This window comes from Pseudomonas sp. F1_0610 (assembly GCF_047470865.1).
Lineage (GTDB): Bacteria > Pseudomonadota > Gammaproteobacteria > Pseudomonadales > Pseudomonadaceae > JAZDRH01.
The window spans coordinates 23,087-44,363 of the sequence record NZ_JAZDRH010000014.1; the positions used below are offsets into that span (position 1 = coordinate 23,087).

Consider the following 21,277-nt stretch of genomic DNA (forward strand, 5'->3'; position numbering starts at 1 on the left):
AAAAGCTATCCTAACAGCAAATTAGTGTTAACTTATTGCTTGTTTTATAACTTTTGTCTATTTCTTTAGGTTGGCATTGATTGTCGTGCAAAATCCCTCTCAAGAACATCTTATTATTGAAAAAAATGATAGCTATGGGCGTATTCGTGTTGTGGAGCAAGGGGCTTATCGTTACCTTGAGTTTGGTGATGAAGTAGAGCAAAGCTGTTATTTGAAAAAACATCCAACTTGGCTCGAGTACGACTATACGCGCGCTATGTTATTAGGCGCGTTGAATGCCCAGCAGCCAGCTTCTGCGCTTTTTCTGGGTTTAGGTGCTGGTAGCTTAACAAATGCGTGCTTAAGTGCTTTACCGCTGGAAAAGGCTCAGGTGGTTGAGTTACGCCAGTTAGTGCTTGAGTTAGCTCAGGAGTATATGGACTTTACGCCAGATCAACGGGTTGAAATTATTATTGGTGATGCGCTTGAGCAATTACCAAAGTTAACTAATACTGATCTGATTTTTATGGATTTGTATACCGATACTGGGCCTTCGGCAGCGCATTTAGCCAAGCGATTTTTACAAAGTTGCCAAGCCAAGCTGAATGAAGGCGGCTGGTTGATTATCAACCAATGGGGCCTGCCTAACGGTGAGCCTTTAGGTATCGAGTTATTTAATGAGGTATTTGCAGGACACTTTTGGCAGTGTCCTTTACAGGAAGGAAATGTGGTGCTTTGGGTGCCAGCGCGGCAAACGCAGCATTTAGATTTAAAAGCACTATCAGATAAAATAGAATATATACAGGCAGAGTTAGGCTTTACTTTAGATTATTTGCTAGAGCAGGTTATTTCACCCAAAAACCAACCTTCAAAATAAAAGCCCCAAAAAGTTAGTCCAACTTTTTGGGGTAGTTCATATTAGGTGCTGGTGCTTGGATTATTGGATAACACCGCAGGCCATACGAGCTCCACCACCGCCTAAGGCTTCAGGTTGATCAGAGAAGTTATCTCCGCCTGCATGTACCATAATGGCTTTGCCTTTTAATTGCTCAATAGATTTAAGGCGAGGCGCTAGTACAGGGTAGTTGGCGACACCTTGCTGATTAACAACCAAGCTAGGTAGGTCGCCTAAGTGACCTTTGCTGTCAAATGGGCCTAAATGCACGCCTGTATTTTCAGGATCAAAATGCCCGCCTGCTTTTAAAGCAGCGACAGCTTTACCTTCTTTTTCATCAGGATCGCATGAACCATTCGCATGGATATGAAAACCGTGCACACCGTTTGCAGGTAAACCTTTTAAATTCGGTGTGAACAGTAAGCCAAACTCGGTTTCGCTGATGGTAATACTGCCAAGGCTTTGTCCAGCACCTGTGGCCAGTGCTTCATTAATGCTAACAGTTGTCTCAGCAGCATAGGCATTGCCCATGGCAAACAAACTAATAAGGCATAACGCTTTTAACTTCATCATTAAAGTCCCACTGTTGAGTAAAACGCTATGCTCAAACGAGATTTGGAAAAAAGCAATGCCTATAATAAAACAACATGAACTGGGCAACTATCCAAAATGTTTCTTATCCAGCTCAATCGCTTGATCTAGGCGTTGTAATAATTCATGGCGCGTTTTTAGCTTAGTCTCATGATGAGCGCGCATATTCAGCTGTTTACATTGCTTAGCGACTGTAATCGCTGTTTCTGCTAGCGCTTCAGGCGCCACTACTAGGTCAAGAAAGCCAGCGCTAATAGCGGCTACAGGACTAAACATTTCAGCATTATTTACCGCTCGCTGGAAGGCTGGCTTGGTTAAACGATCTTTGGCTAATTCAATGCCTGCATAATGCATAGCCATACCAATTTGGACTTCATTTAGACCAATTTTAAAATCACCTTCGATACCAATGCGATAATCAGTTGCCAGTAGCAAAAAGGCACCTTTTGCAATGGCATGACCAGAGCAGGCGGCAATAACAGGATAAGGGTGGGCTAATAAGCGACGGGTTAAGGCGCTACCTTGACTGACTAAATTAAGTGCATTTTCAGGGCCTGACATCATCACTTTCAAATCATAACCGCCAGATAGAATACCAGCTTGGCCTGTAATAATAACAACCGCTTTGTCTATTTCTGCTTGGTCAAGGTGAAGGTGGAATTGTTTAATCAGTTCAGGTGAAATGGCGTTCACTTTGCCATTATTGAGCGTTAAAGTGGCAATACCATCAGTTAATTGATAAGAAATTAAGTCAGTCATCTTGCTATCCTTATTGTTTGATGAATGAAACATACCTAGGCAAAGCATGGAGGTAAAGCGTTAAAGCTGACTTTAAAGTCACACTTTATGCAATTCTATAGCCTAAAACTGCACATTAAGGGACAATAACGACTTGCTTTGGAGTAATCTTATATGAATTTAGTGGAAGATAAACTATTAGATGCCAGCGGCTTGTTTTGTCCTGAGCCTGTCATGCTGCTGCATAATGCAGTGCGTGAGCTACACGCTGGACAATTATTAAAGGTAGTAGCTACGGATCCCTCAACGCAACGTGATATTCCAAAGTTTTGTACTTTTCTAGGGCATGAACTCATCACTCAGCAAGTGCAAGAGGGGCAGTACAGCTATTGGATTCGTAAAAAACAGGCTTAGAGGTAAGCTCAGAGGACGCTATGGAACAATTTCGCAATATAGGCATTATTGGACGTTTAGGCAGTGCTAAAGTGCTGGAAACTATCCGTCGCCTTAAACGCTATTTATTAGGGCGCCATCTGAATGTGATTTTAGAAGAAAGTATTGCGGAGATGTTACCAGGACATCATTTGCAAACTAGTTCGCGCAAGCTATTAGGTGAAGTCTGTGATTTAGTTATAGTGGTAGGCGGCGATGGAAGCATGCTGGGTGCAGCGCGCGCTTTGCTTAAAAGCAAAGTACCTGTTTTAGGTATTAATCGGGGTAACTTAGGATTTTTAACAGATATTGCACCTAGCCAATTAGAAGAGAAAATTGCTGAAGTGTTATCGGGGCGTTATACCACTGAACAGCGATTTTTATTGGAAACAGAAGTGCGGCGTAATGGCGTGCCTATTGGTCAGGGTGATGCACTTAACGATGTTGTGCTGCATCCAGGCAAATCGACCCGTATGATTGAGTTTGAGCTATTTATAGATGGCCAATTTGTGTATAGCTTAAAAGCTGATGGTTTGATTATCTCAACGCCTACAGGGTCTACGGCTTATGCTCTGTCAGCGGGGGGGCCTATTATGCATCCAAAGCTAGATGTTATAGGGGTTGTACCTATGTATCCGCATACATTATCAAGTCGTCCTATAGTGGTCAGCGCTGATAGTGAAATGAAAATTATTATTTCCTCAGATTTAACCATCTACCCATTGGTATCCTTTGATGGGCAAAATCATATTACCTGTACGCCAGGTGATACCATCCACATTCAACGCAAGCCGCATAAGCTGACTTTGATACATCCTTTAGATCATAACTACTATGCAGTGTGTCGCGACAAGCTAGGCTGGGGTAGTCGACTTGGGCAAGGAGAAGACTAATGCAGCTTGACCCATCACGTAGTTATGATGTGATAGGTGATGTGCATGGTTGCGCTTATACACTGGAAAAGCTGCTGGATCAGCTAGGTTACCGCTTGCAACGAGGGGTATGGCAGCACCCGCAGCGACAAGTGCTATTTTTGGGGGATATTGTAGATCGTGGGCCTAATATACGGCGGGCATTGCATATTGTTTATAACATGGTGCAGGCAGGGTTGGCTCATTGCATTATGGGCAATCATGAGTTTTATGCTTTGGCTTGGCATACATTAGCGCCAGCAGGGAGTAGTGCTGTTTTTGTGCGTGAACATAATGCTCGCCATCAGCGGTTAATACAGGAAACCCACGAGCAGTTTTTAGCTTACCCTAAAGAATGGCAGCAGTTTATCGCCTGGTTTGCGGATATGCCGTTGTTTATGGAGCATACACGCTGCCGATTGGTCCACGCCTATTGGGATGACGAACTTATTAAAACCCTAAGATGCCGCTTTCCAGAGGGGCGTGTTGATCTGGCTTTTTTACAGCAAGCTGCTATCCCTAAAAGTTTTGCCCGTCAAGTATTTAATCGTTTGTTACGTGGTATTAATCTGCCGCTACCTCAAGGGGTAAGTCTCACCAGTGAAGATGGTTATACCCGCGGCTCATTCCGTAGCAAGTTTTGGCAAGAAGATCAGCCACCCCAGACATACGGCGACGTTGTTTTTCAGCCAGATGCCTTACCTGAACATGTTGCTCAGCTACCTTTGCCCTCACGTTATAAAGAATTTTTGGCCAGTTATGATAAAACGCAGCCAATGTTGTTTGTAGGTCACTATTGGCGTCAAGGCCAGCCTCAGGCGTTAACAACTAACGTAGCCTGCTTAGATTATAGTGCAGTACAAGGCGGTAAATTAGTGGCGTATCGTTTGGATCAGGAAACACAGTTAGATGATAACAAATTTGTCTGGGTTGATGTGGACAGAAAGGACCTTGCATAAATGACGCTTACTCCACTTTTAAAAGCCCCACTAGAGATTGACTTGCGTGGCTTACTGAATGTATTGCGCCATGCAGAGATTGAGCATCGTGTGACAGAAGAACAAGGACAGCAAGTATTGTGGGTTGATGAAACTAAATTACACACAGCCGCTGTTTTAGCTCAATCCTACTCACAAGGTGACAATTTGCCTGCCACTGAACCTTTGTCGGGTAGCGCTTATTCCACCACCTTTGCTTTACGTTGGTGGCTGGCGCCAATAACTTACCTTTTTATTGGGATTAGCATTGTATTAGCTGTTATTACGCAGCTGGGGGAGAACGTCAATACGGTGCAGTGGTTTAGTTTTATCCCTTTCCAGATTGTAGGGCATGAGCTGTCTTTTTCTGCATCTATACCTAGTGCCTTTACGCAAACAGAAATATGGCGTTGGTTTACCCCTATGTTTTTGCACTTTGGGGTGGCGCACATTGCGATGAACTCCTTATGGATGTTTGAGCTTGGGCGACGTATAGAGCGACAAGTAGGAAGCTTAAACTTTATGCTATTGGCATTGCTAACAGGTTTTATAGCCAATGCAGCGCAGTTTATTTATGAACCTTCCCCTTTTTTTGGTGGCTTGTCTGGTTTGATTTATGCGTTATTAGGCTATTGCTGGATTTATAATCGTTTTATTCCCAGTGTTTTTGCCGATTTGCCACGTGCTATTATCGTCATGATGCTAGTATGGCTAGTGGTCTGTATGACAGGTATTCTAGGTGCGATGGGACTTGGCAAAATAGCCAATGCAGCCCACCTAGGCGGGTTAATTTCAGGTTGTTTAGCTGGCGCTTTATTTGGTTGGCTAGCAAAACGACGCTCTTATTAGGTATTAGGAATCGGCGATGCAAGATTTTGTAGAATTATTAGCAAATTTAGATGAAAACACCTATCAGCAGTTTAAAACGGCACTTGAGCTGAGCAAATGGCCAGATGGACGTCGTTTAACGCAAGAACAAAAAGAAACTGTAATGATGGCAATTATTGCTTGGGAACAACAAAATCTTCCAGAAGATCAGCGGACAGGCTACATGGGTGGGCAAGAGTGCGGCTCAAAAAGTAAAAAGACAGCATCAGATGATAGCTTATTTGCGCCCGCAAAAGGAACATTACATTAATGTTGGAGTTAGCTCGCGGTAGCCTAGAAAAAATGCAGACACAGCTTGCTGATCCTATTGAGTATCAGCTCGTTTTAGGTGAGCAGCGTATTCAATTAAGTCCGTATTTAGGTAAGCATTTAAAGCTTGAATATTTAAGTAGTATTTTGTGTTGCCATTGCGGGCATAAAACCAAAACTAGTTTTGGCCAAGGCTATTGTTGGAATTGTTTTCAGACACTAGCACAATGTGATAGCTGTATGATGGCGCCTGAACGTTGTCATTATGAACAAGGTACTTGCCGTGAACCGAGCTGGGCTGAGCAATTTTGTATGTCAGACCACATTGTTTATTTGGCTAACTCCTCAGCGTTAAAAGTAGGCATCACACGTGCTACTCAAATTCCAACACGCTGGATAGATCAAGGTGCTACACAAGGTTTGCCTATTTTTCGTGTAGCGACTAGACAGCAATCAGGCCTAATTGAGGATGCCTTGCGTGAGCATGTTAGTGATCGAACAAATTGGCGTGCTATGCTAAAAAATGATGCAAAGCAGCTGGATATGGCCGCTCAGCGTGATCAGTTATTAAGCCGCTGTGAAGCTAGTATTTATCAATTACAACAGCGCTTTGGATTACAAGCGATTCAGCCGTTTGAACAACGGGAGAGCTTGTTTTTACAATATCCTGTACTGGAATATCCGGTAAAGATTAGTAGTTTTAATCTTGATAAAAACCCTATTGTCGAGGGTATATTATTAGGCATAAAAGGCCAGTATCTTATTTTCGATACAGGCGTTATTAATATTCGTAAATATACTGCTTATCAAATGGTGTTAAGCGTAAACGACACCACATTGTTTTAAGGATGGGTTACTAAATGCGCACAGATCAACCAAAAACAATACGTTTGAGCGATTACCAAGCGCCTGACTATTTAATTAAAGAAACCCATCTTACCTTTGACTTGCATGAAGACTATGCGCTTGTACATGCTCAATTGATAATGCAACGTAACCCTGAATTAGATGCACAACTGCCAGTATTAACCTTGGTTGGGCAAGAGTTAGTACTGGAGCGTATTGCATTAAATGATCAAGAGCTAACGGCGAATGATTATCAGCTCACAGAAACAGATATTAGCTTACAGCCAACAACGGCTGAATTTACCATTGATTCTACAGTACGTATTGAACCGCAAAATAACACAGCATTAGAAGGCTTGTACAAGTCTGGCAAGATGTTTTGTACCCAATGCGAGGCTGAGGGTTTTCGTAAAATTACGTACTACTTAGATCGCCCAGATGTGATGAGCCGCTTTACGACGACTATTACTGCAGAACAACAAGGCTACCCTGTGCTGTTATCCAATGGTAATTTGGTTGCTAGCGGTGAGGAAGGCGAGCGCCATTGGACTACATGGCAAGATCCCTTTCCAAAACCGGCGTATTTGTTTGCGTTAGTTGCCGGTGATCTATGGTGTGTTGAAGATAAGTTTACCACTATGAGTCAGCGTGAGGTTACCTTGCGCATCTTTGTTGAGCCTGAAAATATTGATAAATGTCAGCATGCGATGAACAGCCTGAAAAAGTCCATGCGTTGGGATGAACAAGTCTATGGTCGTGAATATGACTTAGATATTTTTATGATAGTGGCGGTTAATGACTTTAATATGGGGGCTATGGAAAACAAAGGCTTGAATATTTTTAACTCAAGCTGTGTGTTAGCTAAAGCGCAAACTGCAACAGACACTGCGTTTCAGCGTGTAGAAGGGGTGGTAGCGCATGAATACTTTCATAATTGGTCAGGTAACCGTGTCACGTGCCGTGATTGGTTTCAGTTATCATTAAAAGAAGGCTTTACGGTTTTCCGTGACAGCGAATTCTCCGCCGATATGAACTCACGCCCAGTGAAGCGCATGGAAGATGTCGCTTTCTTACGTACTCACCAATATGCCGAAGATGCAGGCCCTATGGCGCACCCTGTGCGACCTGCTGAATACATGGAGATTTCCAACTTCTATACCGTCACCATTTATGAGAAAGGTGCTGAAGTAGTACGCATGATACATACGTTATTAGGCGCTGAAAATTTCCGTAAAGGCTCTGATCTTTATTTTCAGCGACATGATGGGCAGGCCGTAACCTGTGATGACTTTGTCGCAGCTATGCAGGACGCGAGCGGTATCGATCTTACTCAATTTAAACGTTGGTATAGCCAAGCAGGTACTCCGCGTTTACAGGTGACAGATGAGTATGATGCGGCTAGCCAAACCTATAAACTGCATTTTGAGCAAAGTTGCCCAGCCACACCCAATCAAACAGAAAAGCAGCCTTTGGTTATTCCAGTGAAGATGGGGTTGGTCGGTGGTTGTGGTTTAGATATGCCGATTCAATTGGCGGATGAAGTAAATGCGCAAGGTACAGAGCGTGTCTTTGCTATCACCCAGGCAGAACAAACGCTGACCTTTAGTAACGTACCTCAGCAGCCAATACCTTCATTGCTACGTGGTTATTCAGCGCCAGTCATCTTGCAGTATAACTATAGCCGCGATCAACTGATGTTCTTGATGGCAAACGATAACGATAGTTTTAATCGTTGGGAGGCTGGTCAACAGCTGGCGCTGGCGGTACTCAAAGAGGTGACTGAGCAAATCATCAATAACCAAGAAGTACAGATTGATGGTCGGTTAATCAAAGCGTTATCTGCCGTTTTAGCGGATTCACGCTTAGATCAAGCCGTTGTTGCACAGATGTTTACGTTGCCAAGTGAAGCCTATGTTATCGAGCAAATCCCAGAAGCTGATGCGGGTGCTATTTGTAAAGCCTGTGATTTAGTACGTAAGCATATTGCCACTAGCTTTTATGAAGAGTTCCATGAACTTTACTTAGAACTAAGCACTATCTCTGCTCAAACACCTTATATTGCCGAGGCGGAGCATTTCGCCCGTCGTAGCCTGCAAAACATAGCGTTAAAATATGCCATGTTAACAGGCAGTGAAGACATGGAAGATTTATGCCTTCAACAGTTTGAAACAGCAGATAATATGACTGAACGCTTAGCTGCCTTGTCGTATTTAGTCAATGGCTTATCGCGTGCTAAGTCAGATGCGGTATTGGCGAGTTTTTCAAAAGAATTTGCACATGATTCTTTGGTGATGGATCTATGGTTTAGCGTACAGGCAAGCTCACCTAAAGCTGGCGATTTAGAGCATTTACGTGCATTAATGGCGCATGATTTGTTTAGCCTAAAAAATCCTAATAAAGTTCGTGCTGTAATAGGCGCGTTTGCTAACCAAAATTTGTTACACTTCCATGACGATAATGGTAGTGGTTATGCTTTCTTAGCTGATCAAGTGATAGCCCTAGATAGCTTAAACCCACAGATAGCAGCGCGGATGCTAACACCATTAACACGTTGGCGTCGTTTTAAACCACACAGCCAAGCCTTAATGCGTGCTCAATTAGAGCGTATTAAAGCAAAAGCACAGCTTTCTGCTGATGTGTTTGAAGTTATTAGCAAAACGCTTGCTTAGTTCATAAGGCCAGACATAAGCACTCTGGCCTTTTTCTTGTCAGGATGGCACGGTCTCATTTAGTAGTTGAGTAAACTTAAGGTAATAAAATGCATGATCAGTTTTTAATGCATGTGCTGTACTTAGGTAGTGGATTTCTGATTTTATTGCTCGTTATAGTGTCTTGTCTGAGAAGACAAAAGAAAGCACTAGATTCGTCGTTAAAAAAACTAGAAGAAAAAACACCTGAATTGCCGGTAATGACGTTGAACAAACAATTACCAGCGCGTCGAAACTTTAAGCATTATTTAGAGAAAATCGTCGATCAAGCACGTGTGCATAACCAGTCTTTTTCTGTATTTATCATTAGTGTGGCAGGCACTGAGCTATCGATACAGTTAACCAGTAAAGAGTTTGAGCTTTTTTTAGCTCAAGTTCAGCAACGGATCTTAGACTGTGTTGCAGAAGAACAAGTTGTACTTTCTCGTTTGGAAGGGGATGAGTTTGCTTTTGTCTCTATGCAAACAGACTACAAACAACTCTGTGCGCTAGCATCTGGGCTAATTCTTGCTGTTTCCTCAGCATTTCAAATTAATAAAAAAAATATTCATATTGAATGCAATATAGGCATTGCCTTATGCCCAGATCATGGGCTAACCAGCAAGGATATCATTAATAGTGCAGGCAGTGCATTGTATAAAGCCGTTGCTATGGGGCTGAATCAGTACTTTATTGCAGGCTACTCCAGTAACCAAATTCAACAGCAAGTGGCGGAATTTGTCCGTGAAATGCATGTGGCTATTGAGGAAAACCAGTTTTTTCTTGAGTATCAGCCAAAGTTTAATAGCTGGAACGGAGGTGTTTTTAGCTTTGAAGCGCTAACCCGATGGCAGCACCCAGAACGGGGTATTATTCCACCTATCCAATTTATTCCCACAGCCGAGAAATACGGTGCGATTATCTGTTTAGGGCATTGGATTATTAAGCAGGCCTTGATGCAGTTGAAAGCTTGGCATGATCTTGGCTTTAGTGCGATAAAAATGAGCATCAATATTTCTGCCGCCCAATTGCTTGATGCTAATTTTGTTGCTTACGTGCGCTGGTGCTTAAACCATATAACTGTACCAGCAGACTGTGTGATTTTAGAAGTCACAGAGTCTGTAGCTATGCATGATGTCGAGCATAGTATTACGACCTTAAATAACCTTGCTAACTTAGGCGTATTATTGGCGATTGATGATTTTGGGACAGGTTATTCAAGCTTATTATATTTGCGTTATTTGCCAGCTAATATTTTAAAAATTGATCAAGGCTTTATTGAAAATATTCAGCCTGGATCGCCAGATGCCATGATGGTTGCTTCTATTATTACGTTAGCGCACACCTTTAATATGTCAGTGGTTGCAGAAGGTGTAGAAACCTTAGAGCAAAAAAGCTTTTTGGAAAACTTAGGCTGTGATTATTTGCAAGGTTACTTATTGGGGCGGCCACTGACAGCCGATAAAGCTACAGAAATCCTAATTAATAATGCCCAAATTGATACAGCTGCTAGCAGCTTACAACGCATGCTATTGCGTGCTACACCAGAGGAAAACTATCAGTTATTCATGCAAACCTTAGAGCAGGCAATTGATGCTGTAGTAGTTATTAATGAAATGAACCAAGTAATTATTTTTAATCAAGCCGCTGAAAATTTATGGGGCTATGCAAAGCATGAGATTTTAGCTCAGTCAATGCATCATTTAGTGCCAGAGAGCTTACAACAGGAGTTTGATTCCTTTGTGTCTGAAAACCGCCATACTACAGCCCAATATCGTGGGCAAAGGCGTACTTTAAAAATTATGCGTAAGGACCGAACTTATAAAGACTGTAGCTTGTCGTTTTCAAAAGTTATCGTGGGAAAAAGAGTGTTTTATACCGCCTTTATTCGTGAGTATATGCAAAATAGTTGATATCTAGATGCAAAAAAGGGCTATCTAAGATAGCCCTTTTGTCTATTAGCGAGTTTACAAAACAGCAATAATAGCGTCAGTTACGAGGTCAATATTATTCATATTTAACGCAGCTACACAGATTCGACCTGTGTTTACAGCATAAATACCAAATTCCGTACGTAACCGTTCAACTTGATCAGCAGTTAATCCAGAATAAGAAAACATACCACGTTGTTGCATAACAAAGCTAAAGTCACGTTTAGCGCCTTTCTCTGCGAGTTTTTTTACCATAAGCTCGCGCATGGTACGAATACGCACACGCATTTCTGTGAGTTCTTCCTCCCACAGCGCTTTTAATTCAGGATTATTTAGCACATTGCTAACAATACGCGCACCATGAGTAGGAGGGTTGGAGTAATTGGTGCGAATAACACGTTTGACCTGCGAGAGTACGCGTTTTGCTTCATCAGCATCAGCACATACAATGGATAAAGCACCAACGCGCTCACCATAGTATGAAAAAGACTTAGAAAATGAGCTAGAAACAAAAATGCGTAAGCCTGATTCAGCAAATAAGCGAACAGGGGCAGCATCTTCATCAGGGCCTTGGGCAAAACCTTGATAGGCTATGTCCATAAAAGGAATAAGTTTACGTGTTTGGCAAATATCTAATACAGTTTGCCAATCGTTAAGCGTTAAATCTGCTCCAGTAGGGTTATGGCAGCACGCATGCAGCACAACAATAGTGCCTTCTGGAAGTGCTTTTAGATCAGCGAAAAAACCTTCACGATCAACATTATGCGTATTTTCGTTGTAATAACGGTATTCAACCACTTCAAACCCAGCATTGGTAAATAATGCGCGGTGGTTTTCCCAGCTAGGGCTGCTAATAGCTACTTTAGCATTAGGTGTTAGTTGCTTTAAAAAATCAGCCCCTGTTTTTAAACCGCCAGTGCCACCAACAGCTTGCGTGGTGACTATGCGTTTATCCGTAATTAATTGGCTATTGTTACCAAATAGTAACTTTTGCACAGCGCTGTCATAGGTGTTAATACCATCAATAGGTAAGTAACCGCGTGGGCTATTAGTTTCAGCTAAAGCTTTTTCAGCGGTGGCTACAGCACGAAGTACAGGAATACGACCTTCTTCGTTGTAATACACACCAACGCCTAAGTTTACTTTATTCGCACGCGAATCAGCGTTATAGGCTTCGTTTAAACCCAAAATTGGGTCGCGGGGCGCCATTTCGACGGCAGAGAACAGACTCATGTTCGGCAGCTCGACAGTTTAATTAATAGGGAACAACGCGTCGCAGAATAGGTTAGGACGCAGAACGTTTCTAAGAGTATTATAGTCACGCATATTTAGCGAGTACGAGTTGCATTTTTTCGAGATTTAGTGGTGCAGGAGTTGGCATGTCGCAGTTTAAACTGGTAACTAACTATACCCCAGCCGGTGATCAGCCTGAGGCCATTCGGCAAATGGTCATGGGTATTGAAGCAGGGCTAGCTCATCAAACATTGTTGGGTGTTACAGGTTCAGGTAAAACATTTAGCATCGCGAATGTGATCCAGCAAGTACAACGGCCAACGCTAGTTTTGGCACCCAATAAAACCTTAGCAGCACAGCTCTATGGCGAGTTTAAAAGTTTTTTCCCTGAAAATGCTGTTGAGTACTTTGTTTCTTACTATGATTACTATCAACCAGAAGCCTATGTAGCCGCCTCAGATACCTTTATTGAGAAAGATGCCTCAGTCAATGATCATATTGAGCAAATGCGTTTATCCGCTACTAAGGCACTGTTAGAGCGGCCTGATACTATTATTGTCGCTACAGTATCTTGCATTTATGGTTTAGGTAGCCCAGAAACCTATTTGAAAATGATGCTGCATCTAGACCGTGGTGATCGTATGGATCAGCGTGAACTCTTGCGGCGTTTAGCTGAATTACAATATACCCGTAATGAAATAGATTTTTCACGAGCTACTTTTCGCGTGCGTGGTGATGTGGTTGATATCTTTCCAGCTGAGTCTGAGCTAGAAGCTGTGCGCGTGGAATTGTTTGATGACGAAATTGAAAGTATCAGTGCTTTTGATCCGCTCACAGGAGAGGTTTTTCGCAAATTACCACGCTTTACGTTCTACCCTAAAACACACTATGTCACGCCACGAGAACAATTATTAGCTGCCGTTGATGGTATACGTGAAGAACTGGCTGAGCGCCTCTGCTATTTGCGTGAGAACGATCAGCTAGTAGAAGCGCAGCGCTTGGAGCAGCGTACGCAGTTTGACATGGAAATGATGTTAGAGCTGGGTTATTGCAGTGGTATTGAAAATTACTCAAGGTATTTATCAGGGCAGCCAGCAGGTGCGCCACCGCCAACCTTATATAACTATCTGCCAGATAATGCATTATTAGTGATAGATGAGTCGCATGTTAGTGTGCCGCAAGTAGGCGCTATGTATAAAGGCGACCGCTCACGCAAAGAAAACTTAGTCAAATATGGCTTTCGTTTACCCTCTGCTTTAGATAATCGACCACTGCGTTTTGAGGAGTGGGAAGCGATTAGCCCGCAAACTATTTTTGTCTCAGCCACCCCAGGCCCCTATGAGGCTGAGCATGCAGGGCAAGTAGTCGAGCAGGTAGTACGTCCAACAGGATTAATTGACCCAGAAATAGAAATTCGTCCAGCGTCTACTCAGGTGGATGACTTGTTATCACAAATTCACCAACGTGTAGCTGTAAATGAACGCATTTTAGTTACTACGTTAACTAAGCGTATGGCTGAGGATTTAACCGATTACCTAAGTAGTCATGAGGTGCGAGTGCGCTACTTACACTCTGATATTGATACAGTAGAACGGGTAGAAATTATTCGGGATTTACGCATGGGAGTCTTTGATGTGTTAGTGGGCATCAACTTATTGCGAGAAGGCTTGGATATGCCAGAGGTCTCTTTGGTTGCTATATTAGATGCAGACAAAGAAGGCTTTTTACGTTCAGAGCGCTCATTAATTCAAACCATAGGACGGGCGGCTCGTAACCTAAATGGTAAGGCTATTTTGTATGCTGACCATATAACAGGCTCTATGCAACGGGCAATAGATGAAACGGATCGCCGTAGAACGAAACAAATTAACTTTAACCAAACACATGGCATAGTACCTAAAGGCGTAGTCAAAGATATACGTGACATTATGGAGGGTGCTGTTGTTCCTGGGGCGCGTAATCAACGTAGAAAACTAGCCAAAGTAGCCGAAGATGCAGGTGATTATGCCGCCTTGCAAACACCAGCTCAGGTTGAGAAACGGATTAAACAGCTTGAAGAGCAGATGTTTAAAGCTGCTCGTGATCTTGAGTTTGAACAAGCTGCTTTATGGCGTGATGAAATTAGTAAGCTGCGTGATGTACTACTTACGCTTTAATTGAGAGGTTTGCGCCTTGATCGGCCAAGAATTAACAAAACCACCCCACTTAAGGTAATAGCACAGGCTAATAAAGCGCTGGTGTTTAATTGCTCGTCAAGCACCAGCCAGCCTAATAATAAGGCCACCATAGGGTTTACAAATGCAAAGGTGGACACTGTGCTTAAGCGAACATTGCGTAATAACCAATAATACGCAGGAAACACACCTAAACTAACAGGCAATACTAAATAGACCATCCACCACCAACTTTGAGCAGAAAGTGCTTGCCAGCTGAATTTTTCCCAGTCGTTATGTAAGCTACTTAAAATAGCGAGAGCACAGGAACCTACTAGCATCTGCAAGGCCATTCCTAGCCAATTAGAACGAAAGGGCGGCCGTTTTCCTAGTAACCAACCTCCCATTGCCCATAGCAAAGTGCAGCCTAGTACTAACCCCATGGCAAACCATTGCTGCCAGCCTGTAGTCTCACCAAAAGTGTTGCCGACCAGTAAGCTAATACCTAGCATGGCAATGAGTAAGCCAATTAAGGTTTTAACTGGTGGGCGATCACCTAAGCACCATTCTAGTAGAACGCTCCACAGTGGCAGCGCTGTACATAACATGGCAACCATGCCTGTTGCAATAAATTGGTTGGCATAAATGAGCGCACCTTGGCCAACGGCAATGAGCATTAATCCACCAATTAATGCACTAATGATGTCACTTTTTTGCAAACGAAATTGCCCGCGAACAATCACCCAAATTAAGGCAAGGCTACCCGCTAACCCAAAACGGATACAGCCAATGACAAAAGACGGGATTTCTTCCAATAAAAAGTGGTTGGCAAGGTAAGTTGTACCCCAGCCCAAATAAACAGCAGCAAAAGAGATAATAATAAGTGCTGTAGGACTAGGTTTATATAGGTTCATAGCAATACTTTAGGTAAAGCCATAGTTTACTGCTTTGTAAGTTTTTTGCTACTAATACTAGCTTAAGGCTTTAACAGTAAAGAGCTACAAGCTGTTTAAACCAAGTCGCTTTGATCTGTCTGAGCACTTTGTGAAGGTTTTAGAACAAAAGACAGCAAAGCAGTGAAAGTTTGCGACCCTAAGCTAGCAAAGGTAAAACTTGAATTTAGCTGCTGCTACAAGTGATTTTTATAATCTTATACATTTGGTTCTTGCAATCTTACTTACTCAGCTTAAAGGAAATCATCTGTTTGGATGCGGAGTGGCTTGGCTCCTTTAACCAGCATGTAGAAGCAAGTTGTCATCTAAGTATGACTGCCATTGATTTATAGTGATTAAAACTTCTCGTTAAAAAAACATAAGGGTTAGATTGGAGAGCTTGCTAGATAACGAATTTCTTTAGCTGCAATGCGCTGAAAGAATTAAGTTCTATACAAAATCACAGCAGCTTGTTTTGAGCAGGGTATTCTTTGTTGATACTCAAGAGTGTAACAAAATCTATGGGGCAATCTAGTTTTCAATTAAAGTATAAAAGCCTTAAGCCTTTGTTAATGTAAAAAGTCATTAGGTTTAACAAGTCTATATGAGGAAACTAGCAGTGAGGCGCAAGGCTTTGTTAAGATAACACTTTATTTTCGTTTTATTGAGAACTTTCATGGCCACGGTTCGTACACGCATTGCTCCTTCTCCTACTGGTGATCCACACGTAGGCACTGCTTATATTGCTTTATTTAACCTATGCTTTGCGCGTCAGCATGGCGGTGAATTTATTTTACGTATTGAAGATACTGATCAAGTACGCTCAACGCGTGAATCGGAAGAACAAATTTATCAAGCGCTGCGTTGGTTAGGTATTGAATGGAATGAAGGTCCTGATATAGGTGGTCCGCATGGCCCGTATAGACAGAGTGAGCGCGCGCCTATTTATAAAAAATATGCCCAAGAATTAGTAGATAAAGGGCATGCTTTTCCATGTTTTTGCTCATCTGAACGCCTTGATGCTGTACGTGCTGAGCAAATGGCCAATAAGGAAACGCCTCGTTATGATGGACATTGCATGCATATTGAAGCTGGTGAAGCGCAACGGCGAGTAGCGGCGGGTGAATCTCATGTAATACGTATGAAAGTCCCCACTGAAGGCGTCTGTGTCGTAAAAGACATGTTGCGCGGCGAAGTTGAAATTGGCTGGGATCGTATGGATATGCAGGTACTAATGAAAGCTGACGGCCTGCCCACCTACTTCCTAGCCAATGTGGTGGATGACCATTTAATGGGAATTACCCATGTGTTACGAGGCGAAGAGTGGCTACCCTCAGCACCAAAACTCATTAAGCTTTATGAGTATTTTGGCTGGGAGCAACCAGAGCTTTGTTATATGCCATTATTGCGCAACCCCGATAAGAGCAAACTTTCTAAGCGTAAAAATCCTACGTGTATTACCTTCTATCGTGATATGGGGTATTTGCCAGAAGCCTTATTGAACTACTTAGGACGCATGGGCTGGTCAATGCCAGATGAGCGTGAAAAATTTTCATTAGATGAAATGATTGAGCACTTTGATATTAATCGTGTTTCATTAGGCGGCCCTATTTTTGATTTGGAAAAACTATCTTGGCTAAACGGACAATGGGTACGTGATTTAAGTGTAGAAGACTTTGCTAAAGAGGTTCAGAAATGGGCGTTCAATACTGAACATTTGATGAAAATTGCGCCTCATGTTCAAGGTCGAGTTGAAAACTTTAGCCAAATTGCACCTTTAGCGGGATTTTTCTTTAGCGGTCAAGTACAAACCAGCAAAGAACAGTATGCACATAAGAAACTAGACGAAGCACAAGTACGCCAAACAATGCAATTTGTGCTTTGGAAACTGGAAGCCTTGCGCCAATGGAATAAAGACGCCATTACAGAATGTATTAATCTTGTTGGTGCTGCACTTGAATTGAAACTCCGTGACATTATGCCTTTAATGTTTGTCGCTATCAGTGGGCAAGCCAGCTCGGTTTCTGTATTGGATGCTATGGAAATTTTAGGGCCTGATATTACACGCTTTCGTTTGCGTCAGGCTTTAGAGGTTCTAGGCGGCGTTTCTAAAAAAGAAACTAAAGAGTGGGAAAAACAATATAGCCAAACATTAGGCTAATAAAAAAACCGCACAATGCTTTGCAGCACTGTGCGGTAATCAATCTAAGTAGGGTGCTTAGATTGAGAAGGGATGCTTAATATTTAGGCTTTGCGATTCGCCTAAGCGAGCTGCTCGAATAAGCTTGCGTTGGGCGCTAGGTACTAAAGGGTTTAGCCAGCTAATAACAGTATGGCTTTTGCCTAAACGCAATGCCTCACAGGCTAATTCTTGACTACTTTGTAAGCCGCTTGGGCGTAGAATTAATATCCGCTCACGGTTTAACCCTGCATCGCGTAACCACTGCTGGGTTAGTGCAGCGGGTGGGGAAATAAATGTTAGCCAACGCTCACCTTGTTCTTCACTTAGTGCGCGCAACATAGGCGCTAATAAGTGCAAACACTGATGTTCACTGCCCTGTAAACTGATTTCACTAAAAAAATCTGAGGCATTAGTAGCTGTTTCAGGAGAAGCTTTACGTACAACAGAAACCGCAGGCGATACAGATGTATTAAAAGAAGCAAATAACGGTAACTGAGCATGTTGGGTTGCTGTTTGAAATTGCATAGCTGTTCTCCTTATCGGCGAATAACGCCCACGCTTAAGCCTTCAATGACAAATTCTTGAGAAGTTAAATCAACTTTAATAGGCGCAAACTCTTCGTTTTCAGCTAAAAGCCATACGGTATTACCTTCACGTTTAAAGCGCTTTACCGTAACTTCGTCATCTATGCGGGCTACGATGACTTGGCCGTTACGTGCTTCTCTAGTGGTATGTACAGCGAGTAAATCGCCATCAAAAATACCGATGTTTTTCATACTCATACCACGTACTTGTAGCAAATAGTCAGCTTGAGGATGAAAAAAATCAGGGTTAATCTTGCACGTACTTTCAATGTGTTGTTCCGCAAGGATAGGGCTACCAGCGGCTACACGGCCAATAATAGGAAGCTCATTATCATTACTGGCTAAAGATGTTACAGGCTCATCGTCGAACGGTTCAGTAATACGAATACCACGTGAAGCACCAGGGGTCATTTCTATAGCGCCTTTGCGTGCCAATGCTTTTAAATGATCCTCTGCGGCATTAGGAGAGCGAAAGCCAAGTTCTTTGGAGATTTCAGCACGAGTTGGAGGAAAACCATTGGTTTCAATCCAGTCCTTTAGGAAATTTAAAATTTCCGTTTGGCGTTTAGTCAGTTTGATCATGGCAGTACTCTGTATTTTTAATCATTGACTGTGATTATATACAGTAAATAGCAAATGGCAAGTACTGAGTGTAAATCAGGATGAAAGGTAGCCTAAAGTTTTTGCAGGTAAGCCATAACGTCGGGTGCTCCAGCTTCAAGTAAGCTTTCAGCCAATAAATTGGAGTGGCTATGGTTACGTGGCAACAGAAGCCATTCAATATACGGATAGGGAGCGCGGCTAATAGCTAGGCGGGCATATGGCAGTTCACATTTGATTAAAAACGACATAAAAGCAGGATGACTCCAGGTCTCATGTGGCATTGAAATAATGTGATAACTTGCTTTTAGCTGGGATAGTGCAATGGCGTTAATGCTATGTTTTTGAATAATAACAGGCACTGCGGTGTCAAGCTTACGTAAACGAGCATAATTTTGTGCGCAAACAAAATGGGCCAAACTAGCATTGGGGCGTGCATTCCAAAAATAGCTGTCATTTAGCCAGCCAACTTGCTCAACAGTAATAGGTGTATATTTATCAACAAAGCATAATTTTAAAGCAGCTTCAAAATCCTTGTAGCTTAAAATGCGTGCATCACGACAGTAAAAGCTTTTAGAAAAGGTTTGAAGACTATTGGCCAGTTCAGGTATCACTGGAGGGCAATTAATGCCATCAAAATCAGCAATAGAAAACACAGGATTTTCTACTGTAGTGGTAGTCACAATATGCTTTAAATAATTGTAAGCCTGCTCTTTATCTTGCTGTACAGGACCTGATAAGCCATTACTAGGCAATTGGATTAGACGTTGAATAGCAATGCACCTAGGTAGAAAAATATCAAACTTAGGAGCAAAAAGTGGGGCATAGGGGAGATCAACAGCCTCTTCAAGCTGTTTATAAAAACTGGCTGACTGACCACGCCGCGTCAATTTTGTTGTTAGACGTAGTATTGATTGCAACATAGTACTGCCTATTCCTCCATCAATTTTTTGCATAGTTCCATTGTGCAGTGTAAGTTTAACTGTTTTACTCAGTACAAATCTGAGCTCGCTCACGAAATATATAAAAAAGCCACGCTAAAATTAGGCTTATTTTGTAAAAAATGCGAAGTAGCCAAAGATTTTAGTATACTTATCCTTCTTTCTTATATTCACCATTGATGCCTCTTGCCATGTATAGCTTTGCGCGAAATTTATTATTCAAGTTTTCCCCTGAAACATCTCATGAGTTATCACTAGACTTAATTGGAGCCGCTGGGCGACTAGGTATTGTCCCTCTTTTATCAAAGAAAGTTCCCGCTTGTCCTGTAAATGTGATGGGGATACAGTTTCCCAACCCTGTAGGCCTTGCCGCTGGACTTGATAAAAATGGCGAAGCAATTGATGGTCTGTCACAAATGGGCTTTGGGTTTATTGAAATAGGCACAGTTACACCACGGGCACAACCAGGTAATCCTAAACCTAGACTATTTAGATTGCCACAAGCGCAAGCCATTATTAATCGCATGGGCTTTAATAATAAAGGTGTGGACTATTTGTTGCAGCGTGTACAGGCAGCAAAGTACCGTGGTGTATTAGGAATTAATATTGGCAAAAATTTTAGTACCCCCGTAGAACGGGCTGCTGAAGACTATTTGTATTGCTTGGAAAAAGTCTATGGTTATGCCAGCTATGTCACTGTAAATGTTAGCTCACCTAACACCCCAGGTTTACGTTCCTTGCAATTTGGCGACGTATTACGTCAACTCCTTGAAACCCTACACGACAAGCAAACCTATCTTACTTCGTTGTATGGGCGTCACGTGCCTATTGCGATAAAAATTGCCCCTGATATGACCGACGAGGAAATTCAACAGGTTGCACAGATTTTGCTAGAGACAGGTATGGATGCTGTCATTGCTACTAATACAACGGTTGAGCGTATTGGTGTGGAAGGTATGGCGTATGCCAATGAAACAGGTGGCTTGTCTGGCGCTCCTGTACGGCATAAAAGCACGCATGTTGTTAGTGTCCTAGCAGAGAATTTGAAGGGGAAACTGCCAATTATTGCGGTAGGGGGAATAACTGAAGGGCAGCATGCTGCTGAAAAAATTGCAGCTGGAGCGAGTTTAGTGCAAATTTATTCAGGCTTTATTTACCAAGGGCCTGACTTAATTCGCCAATCTGTAGATGCGATTGCAAAGCAGCCAGCTCGAAAATTTTAAGTCATAGAAAGGCAGCTAATTTAGCTGCCTTTTAGCGGCTGTCAACCTACAGCATTGAGCTCATTAAAACGATGCAGGCCAGCTGTGCCCGTCAGCCCATCCCATTGATCACTACGTCCTTCACGCCAGCCATTAAGCCAAGCCTGTCGAGCAGAAGTTGTATTGAATGGACAGCAATCCTTGGATTTTCCAGTTAAACCGTTTTGGTAGCCGCGAATAAATGCGCGAGTCAGGGGGTTTCTTTTCAATCGTCTCATAAAGCGGTTGCCTCACAGATATCTCTAGTGGGTTATTGGGATATTGCT

At 42.5% G+C, this 21,277-nt stretch carries 20 protein-coding genes; 12 read left to right on the forward strand and 8 right to left on the reverse strand.

Features of this window, described 5'->3' with window-relative positions; genetic code table 11:
* Positions 1 to 85: 85 nt before the first annotated feature.
* Positions 86 to 856 carry a spermidine synthase gene (locus tag VQ643_RS09215; protein ID WP_414199452.1) on the forward strand — a complete coding sequence of 257 codons (771 nt, stop codon included), beginning with the start codon at positions 86 to 88 and terminating at the stop codon, positions 854 to 856.
* A 60-nt stretch (positions 857 to 916) separates the two neighbouring features.
* Here the strand turns inward: VQ643_RS09215 and sodC are convergent, their stop codons facing one another.
* The gene (gene sodC, locus VQ643_RS09220; RefSeq protein WP_414199522.1) at positions 917 to 1,444 is read right to left on the reverse strand and encodes a superoxide dismutase [Cu-Zn] SodC; all 528 of its coding nucleotides are present in this window, start codon (positions 1,442 to 1,444) and stop codon (positions 917 to 919) included.
* 90 nt (positions 1,445 to 1,534) lie between these two features.
* Positions 1,535 to 2,224 (reverse strand): crotonase/enoyl-CoA hydratase family protein, encoded by a 690-nt coding sequence (locus VQ643_RS09225; RefSeq protein ID WP_414199454.1) that lies wholly within the window; start codon positions 2,222 to 2,224, stop codon positions 1,535 to 1,537.
* 153 nt (positions 2,225 to 2,377) lie between these two features.
* On the opposite strand from VQ643_RS09225, the gene tusA reads away from it, so the two are divergent.
* The 8 genes from tusA to VQ643_RS09265 all read left to right on the forward strand — a co-directional run bounded on the left by tusA (position 2,378) and on the right by VQ643_RS09265 (position 11,106).
* Complete coding sequence (gene tusA / locus VQ643_RS09230; protein ID WP_414199455.1) at positions 2,378 to 2,617, forward strand: sulfurtransferase TusA; 240 nt, start codon at positions 2,378 to 2,380, stop codon at positions 2,615 to 2,617.
* A gap of 20 nt (positions 2,618 to 2,637) precedes the next feature.
* Complete coding sequence (locus VQ643_RS09235) at positions 2,638 to 3,528, forward strand: NAD(+) kinase (protein ID WP_414199456.1); 891 nt, start codon at positions 2,638 to 2,640, stop codon at positions 3,526 to 3,528.
* Positions 3,528 to 4,505, forward strand: a complete 978-nt coding sequence (locus VQ643_RS09240) for a metallophosphoesterase (protein WP_414199457.1) — start codon at positions 3,528 to 3,530, stop codon at positions 4,503 to 4,505. The genes VQ643_RS09235 and VQ643_RS09240 overlap by 1 nt, the downstream gene beginning before the upstream one ends.
* Positions 4,506 to 5,372 (forward strand): rhomboid family intramembrane serine protease, encoded by an 867-nt coding sequence (locus tag VQ643_RS09245; RefSeq protein WP_414199459.1) that lies wholly within the window; start codon positions 4,506 to 4,508, stop codon positions 5,370 to 5,372.
* Between the two features lie 16 nt (positions 5,373 to 5,388).
* Positions 5,389 to 5,661 (forward strand): YeaC family protein, encoded by a 273-nt coding sequence (locus VQ643_RS09250; protein ID WP_414199461.1) that lies wholly within the window; start codon positions 5,389 to 5,391, stop codon positions 5,659 to 5,661.
* Complete coding sequence (locus VQ643_RS09255) at positions 5,661 to 6,506, forward strand: DUF2797 domain-containing protein (RefSeq protein WP_414199462.1); 846 nt, start codon at positions 5,661 to 5,663, stop codon at positions 6,504 to 6,506. Before VQ643_RS09250 ends, VQ643_RS09255 begins: the two co-directional genes overlap by 1 nt.
* Positions 6,507 to 6,520: 14 nt before the next feature.
* Entirely contained in the window at positions 6,521 to 9,175 is a 2,655-nt protein-coding gene (pepN, locus tag VQ643_RS09260; protein ID WP_414199464.1) for an aminopeptidase N, read from the forward strand.
* Between the two features lie 89 nt (positions 9,176 to 9,264).
* Complete coding sequence (locus tag VQ643_RS09265; protein ID WP_414199465.1) at positions 9,265 to 11,106, forward strand: EAL domain-containing protein; 1,842 nt, start codon at positions 9,265 to 9,267, stop codon at positions 11,104 to 11,106.
* Between the two features lie 54 nt (positions 11,107 to 11,160).
* Here VQ643_RS09265 and VQ643_RS09270 read toward each other — a convergent pair whose 3' ends face one another.
* Positions 11,161 to 12,357 (reverse strand): amino acid aminotransferase, encoded by a 1,197-nt coding sequence (locus VQ643_RS09270; RefSeq protein ID WP_414199466.1) that lies wholly within the window; start codon positions 12,355 to 12,357, stop codon positions 11,161 to 11,163.
* 146 nt (positions 12,358 to 12,503) lie between these two features.
* Here VQ643_RS09270 and uvrB point away from each other — a divergent pair, with 146 nt between their 5' ends.
* On the forward strand, positions 12,504 to 14,513 hold the full coding sequence (uvrB, locus tag VQ643_RS09275; protein WP_414199467.1) for an excinuclease ABC subunit UvrB: 2,010 nt from the start codon (positions 12,504 to 12,506) through the stop codon (positions 14,511 to 14,513).
* On the opposite strand, the gene VQ643_RS09280 is transcribed toward uvrB, so the two are convergent.
* Complete coding sequence (locus VQ643_RS09280) at positions 14,510 to 15,424, reverse strand: DMT family transporter (RefSeq protein WP_414199469.1); 915 nt, start codon at positions 15,422 to 15,424, stop codon at positions 14,510 to 14,512. The genes uvrB and VQ643_RS09280 overlap by 4 nt on opposite strands.
* 694 nt (positions 15,425 to 16,118) lie before the next feature.
* Here VQ643_RS09280 and gltX point away from each other — a divergent pair.
* Complete coding sequence (gltX, locus tag VQ643_RS09285; protein ID WP_414199470.1) at positions 16,119 to 17,603, forward strand: glutamate--tRNA ligase; 1,485 nt, start codon at positions 16,119 to 16,121, stop codon at positions 17,601 to 17,603.
* A 57-nt stretch (positions 17,604 to 17,660) separates the two neighbouring features.
* Here the strand turns inward: gltX and sulA are convergent, their stop codons facing one another.
* The 3 genes from sulA to VQ643_RS09300 all read right to left on the reverse strand — a co-directional run bounded on the left by sulA (position 17,661) and on the right by VQ643_RS09300 (position 19,731).
* Complete coding sequence (gene sulA / locus VQ643_RS09290; RefSeq protein ID WP_414199472.1) at positions 17,661 to 18,149, reverse strand: SOS-induced cell division inhibitor SulA; 489 nt, start codon at positions 18,147 to 18,149, stop codon at positions 17,661 to 17,663.
* Between the two features lie 11 nt (positions 18,150 to 18,160).
* Complete coding sequence (gene lexA / locus VQ643_RS09295) at positions 18,161 to 18,790, reverse strand: transcriptional repressor LexA (protein ID WP_414199473.1); 630 nt, start codon at positions 18,788 to 18,790, stop codon at positions 18,161 to 18,163.
* 92 nt (positions 18,791 to 18,882) lie between these two features.
* Positions 18,883 to 19,731, reverse strand: a complete 849-nt coding sequence (locus VQ643_RS09300) for a DUF6685 family protein (protein WP_414199475.1) — start codon at positions 19,729 to 19,731, stop codon at positions 18,883 to 18,885.
* A 209-nt stretch (positions 19,732 to 19,940) separates the two neighbouring features.
* Here VQ643_RS09300 and VQ643_RS09305 point away from each other — a divergent pair, with 209 nt between their 5' ends.
* Positions 19,941 to 20,972 (forward strand): quinone-dependent dihydroorotate dehydrogenase, encoded by a 1,032-nt coding sequence (locus tag VQ643_RS09305; protein WP_414199477.1) that lies wholly within the window; start codon positions 19,941 to 19,943, stop codon positions 20,970 to 20,972.
* 41 nt (positions 20,973 to 21,013) lie between these two features.
* On the opposite strand, the gene rmf is transcribed toward VQ643_RS09305, so the two are convergent.
* Complete coding sequence (gene rmf / locus VQ643_RS09310; protein ID WP_414199479.1) at positions 21,014 to 21,229, reverse strand: ribosome modulation factor; 216 nt, start codon at positions 21,227 to 21,229, stop codon at positions 21,014 to 21,016.
* Between the last annotated feature and the right edge of the window lie 48 nt (positions 21,230 to 21,277).

Coding starts and splice junctions, on each gene's coding strand:
- sodC (WP_414199522.1), bottom strand. CDS start 1,444: ATGAAGTTAAAAGCGTTATGCCTTATTAGTTTGTTTGCCATGGGCAAT.
- VQ643_RS09225 (WP_414199454.1), bottom strand. CDS start 2,224: ATGACTGACTTAATTTCTTATCAATTAACTGATGGTATTGCCACTTTA.
- tusA (WP_414199455.1), top strand. CDS start 2,378: ATGAATTTAGTGGAAGATAAACTATTAGATGCCAGCGGCTTGTTTTGT.
- VQ643_RS09235 (WP_414199456.1), top strand. CDS start 2,638: ATGGAACAATTTCGCAATATAGGCATTATTGGACGTTTAGGCAGTGCT.
- VQ643_RS09240 (WP_414199457.1), top strand. CDS start 3,528: ATGCAGCTTGACCCATCACGTAGTTATGATGTGATAGGTGATGTGCAT.
- VQ643_RS09245 (WP_414199459.1), top strand. CDS start 4,506: ATGACGCTTACTCCACTTTTAAAAGCCCCACTAGAGATTGACTTGCGT.
- VQ643_RS09250 (WP_414199461.1), top strand. CDS start 5,389: ATGCAAGATTTTGTAGAATTATTAGCAAATTTAGATGAAAACACCTAT.
- VQ643_RS09255 (WP_414199462.1), top strand. CDS start 5,661: ATGTTGGAGTTAGCTCGCGGTAGCCTAGAAAAAATGCAGACACAGCTT.
- pepN (WP_414199464.1), top strand. CDS start 6,521: ATGCGCACAGATCAACCAAAAACAATACGTTTGAGCGATTACCAAGCG.
- VQ643_RS09265 (WP_414199465.1), top strand. CDS start 9,265: ATGCATGATCAGTTTTTAATGCATGTGCTGTACTTAGGTAGTGGATTT.
- VQ643_RS09270 (WP_414199466.1), bottom strand. CDS start 12,357: ATGAGTCTGTTCTCTGCCGTCGAAATGGCGCCCCGCGACCCAATTTTG.
- uvrB (WP_414199467.1), top strand. CDS start 12,504: ATGTCGCAGTTTAAACTGGTAACTAACTATACCCCAGCCGGTGATCAG.
- VQ643_RS09280 (WP_414199469.1), bottom strand. CDS start 15,424: ATGAACCTATATAAACCTAGTCCTACAGCACTTATTATTATCTCTTTT.
- gltX (WP_414199470.1), top strand. CDS start 16,119: ATGGCCACGGTTCGTACACGCATTGCTCCTTCTCCTACTGGTGATCCA.
- sulA (WP_414199472.1), bottom strand. CDS start 18,149: ATGCAATTTCAAACAGCAACCCAACATGCTCAGTTACCGTTATTTGCT.
- lexA (WP_414199473.1), bottom strand. CDS start 18,790: ATGATCAAACTGACTAAACGCCAAACGGAAATTTTAAATTTCCTAAAG.
- VQ643_RS09300 (WP_414199475.1), bottom strand. CDS start 19,731: ATGTTGCAATCAATACTACGTCTAACAACAAAATTGACGCGGCGTGGT.
- VQ643_RS09305 (WP_414199477.1), top strand. CDS start 19,941: ATGTATAGCTTTGCGCGAAATTTATTATTCAAGTTTTCCCCTGAAACA.
- rmf (WP_414199479.1), bottom strand. CDS start 21,229: ATGAGACGATTGAAAAGAAACCCCCTGACTCGCGCATTTATTCGCGGC.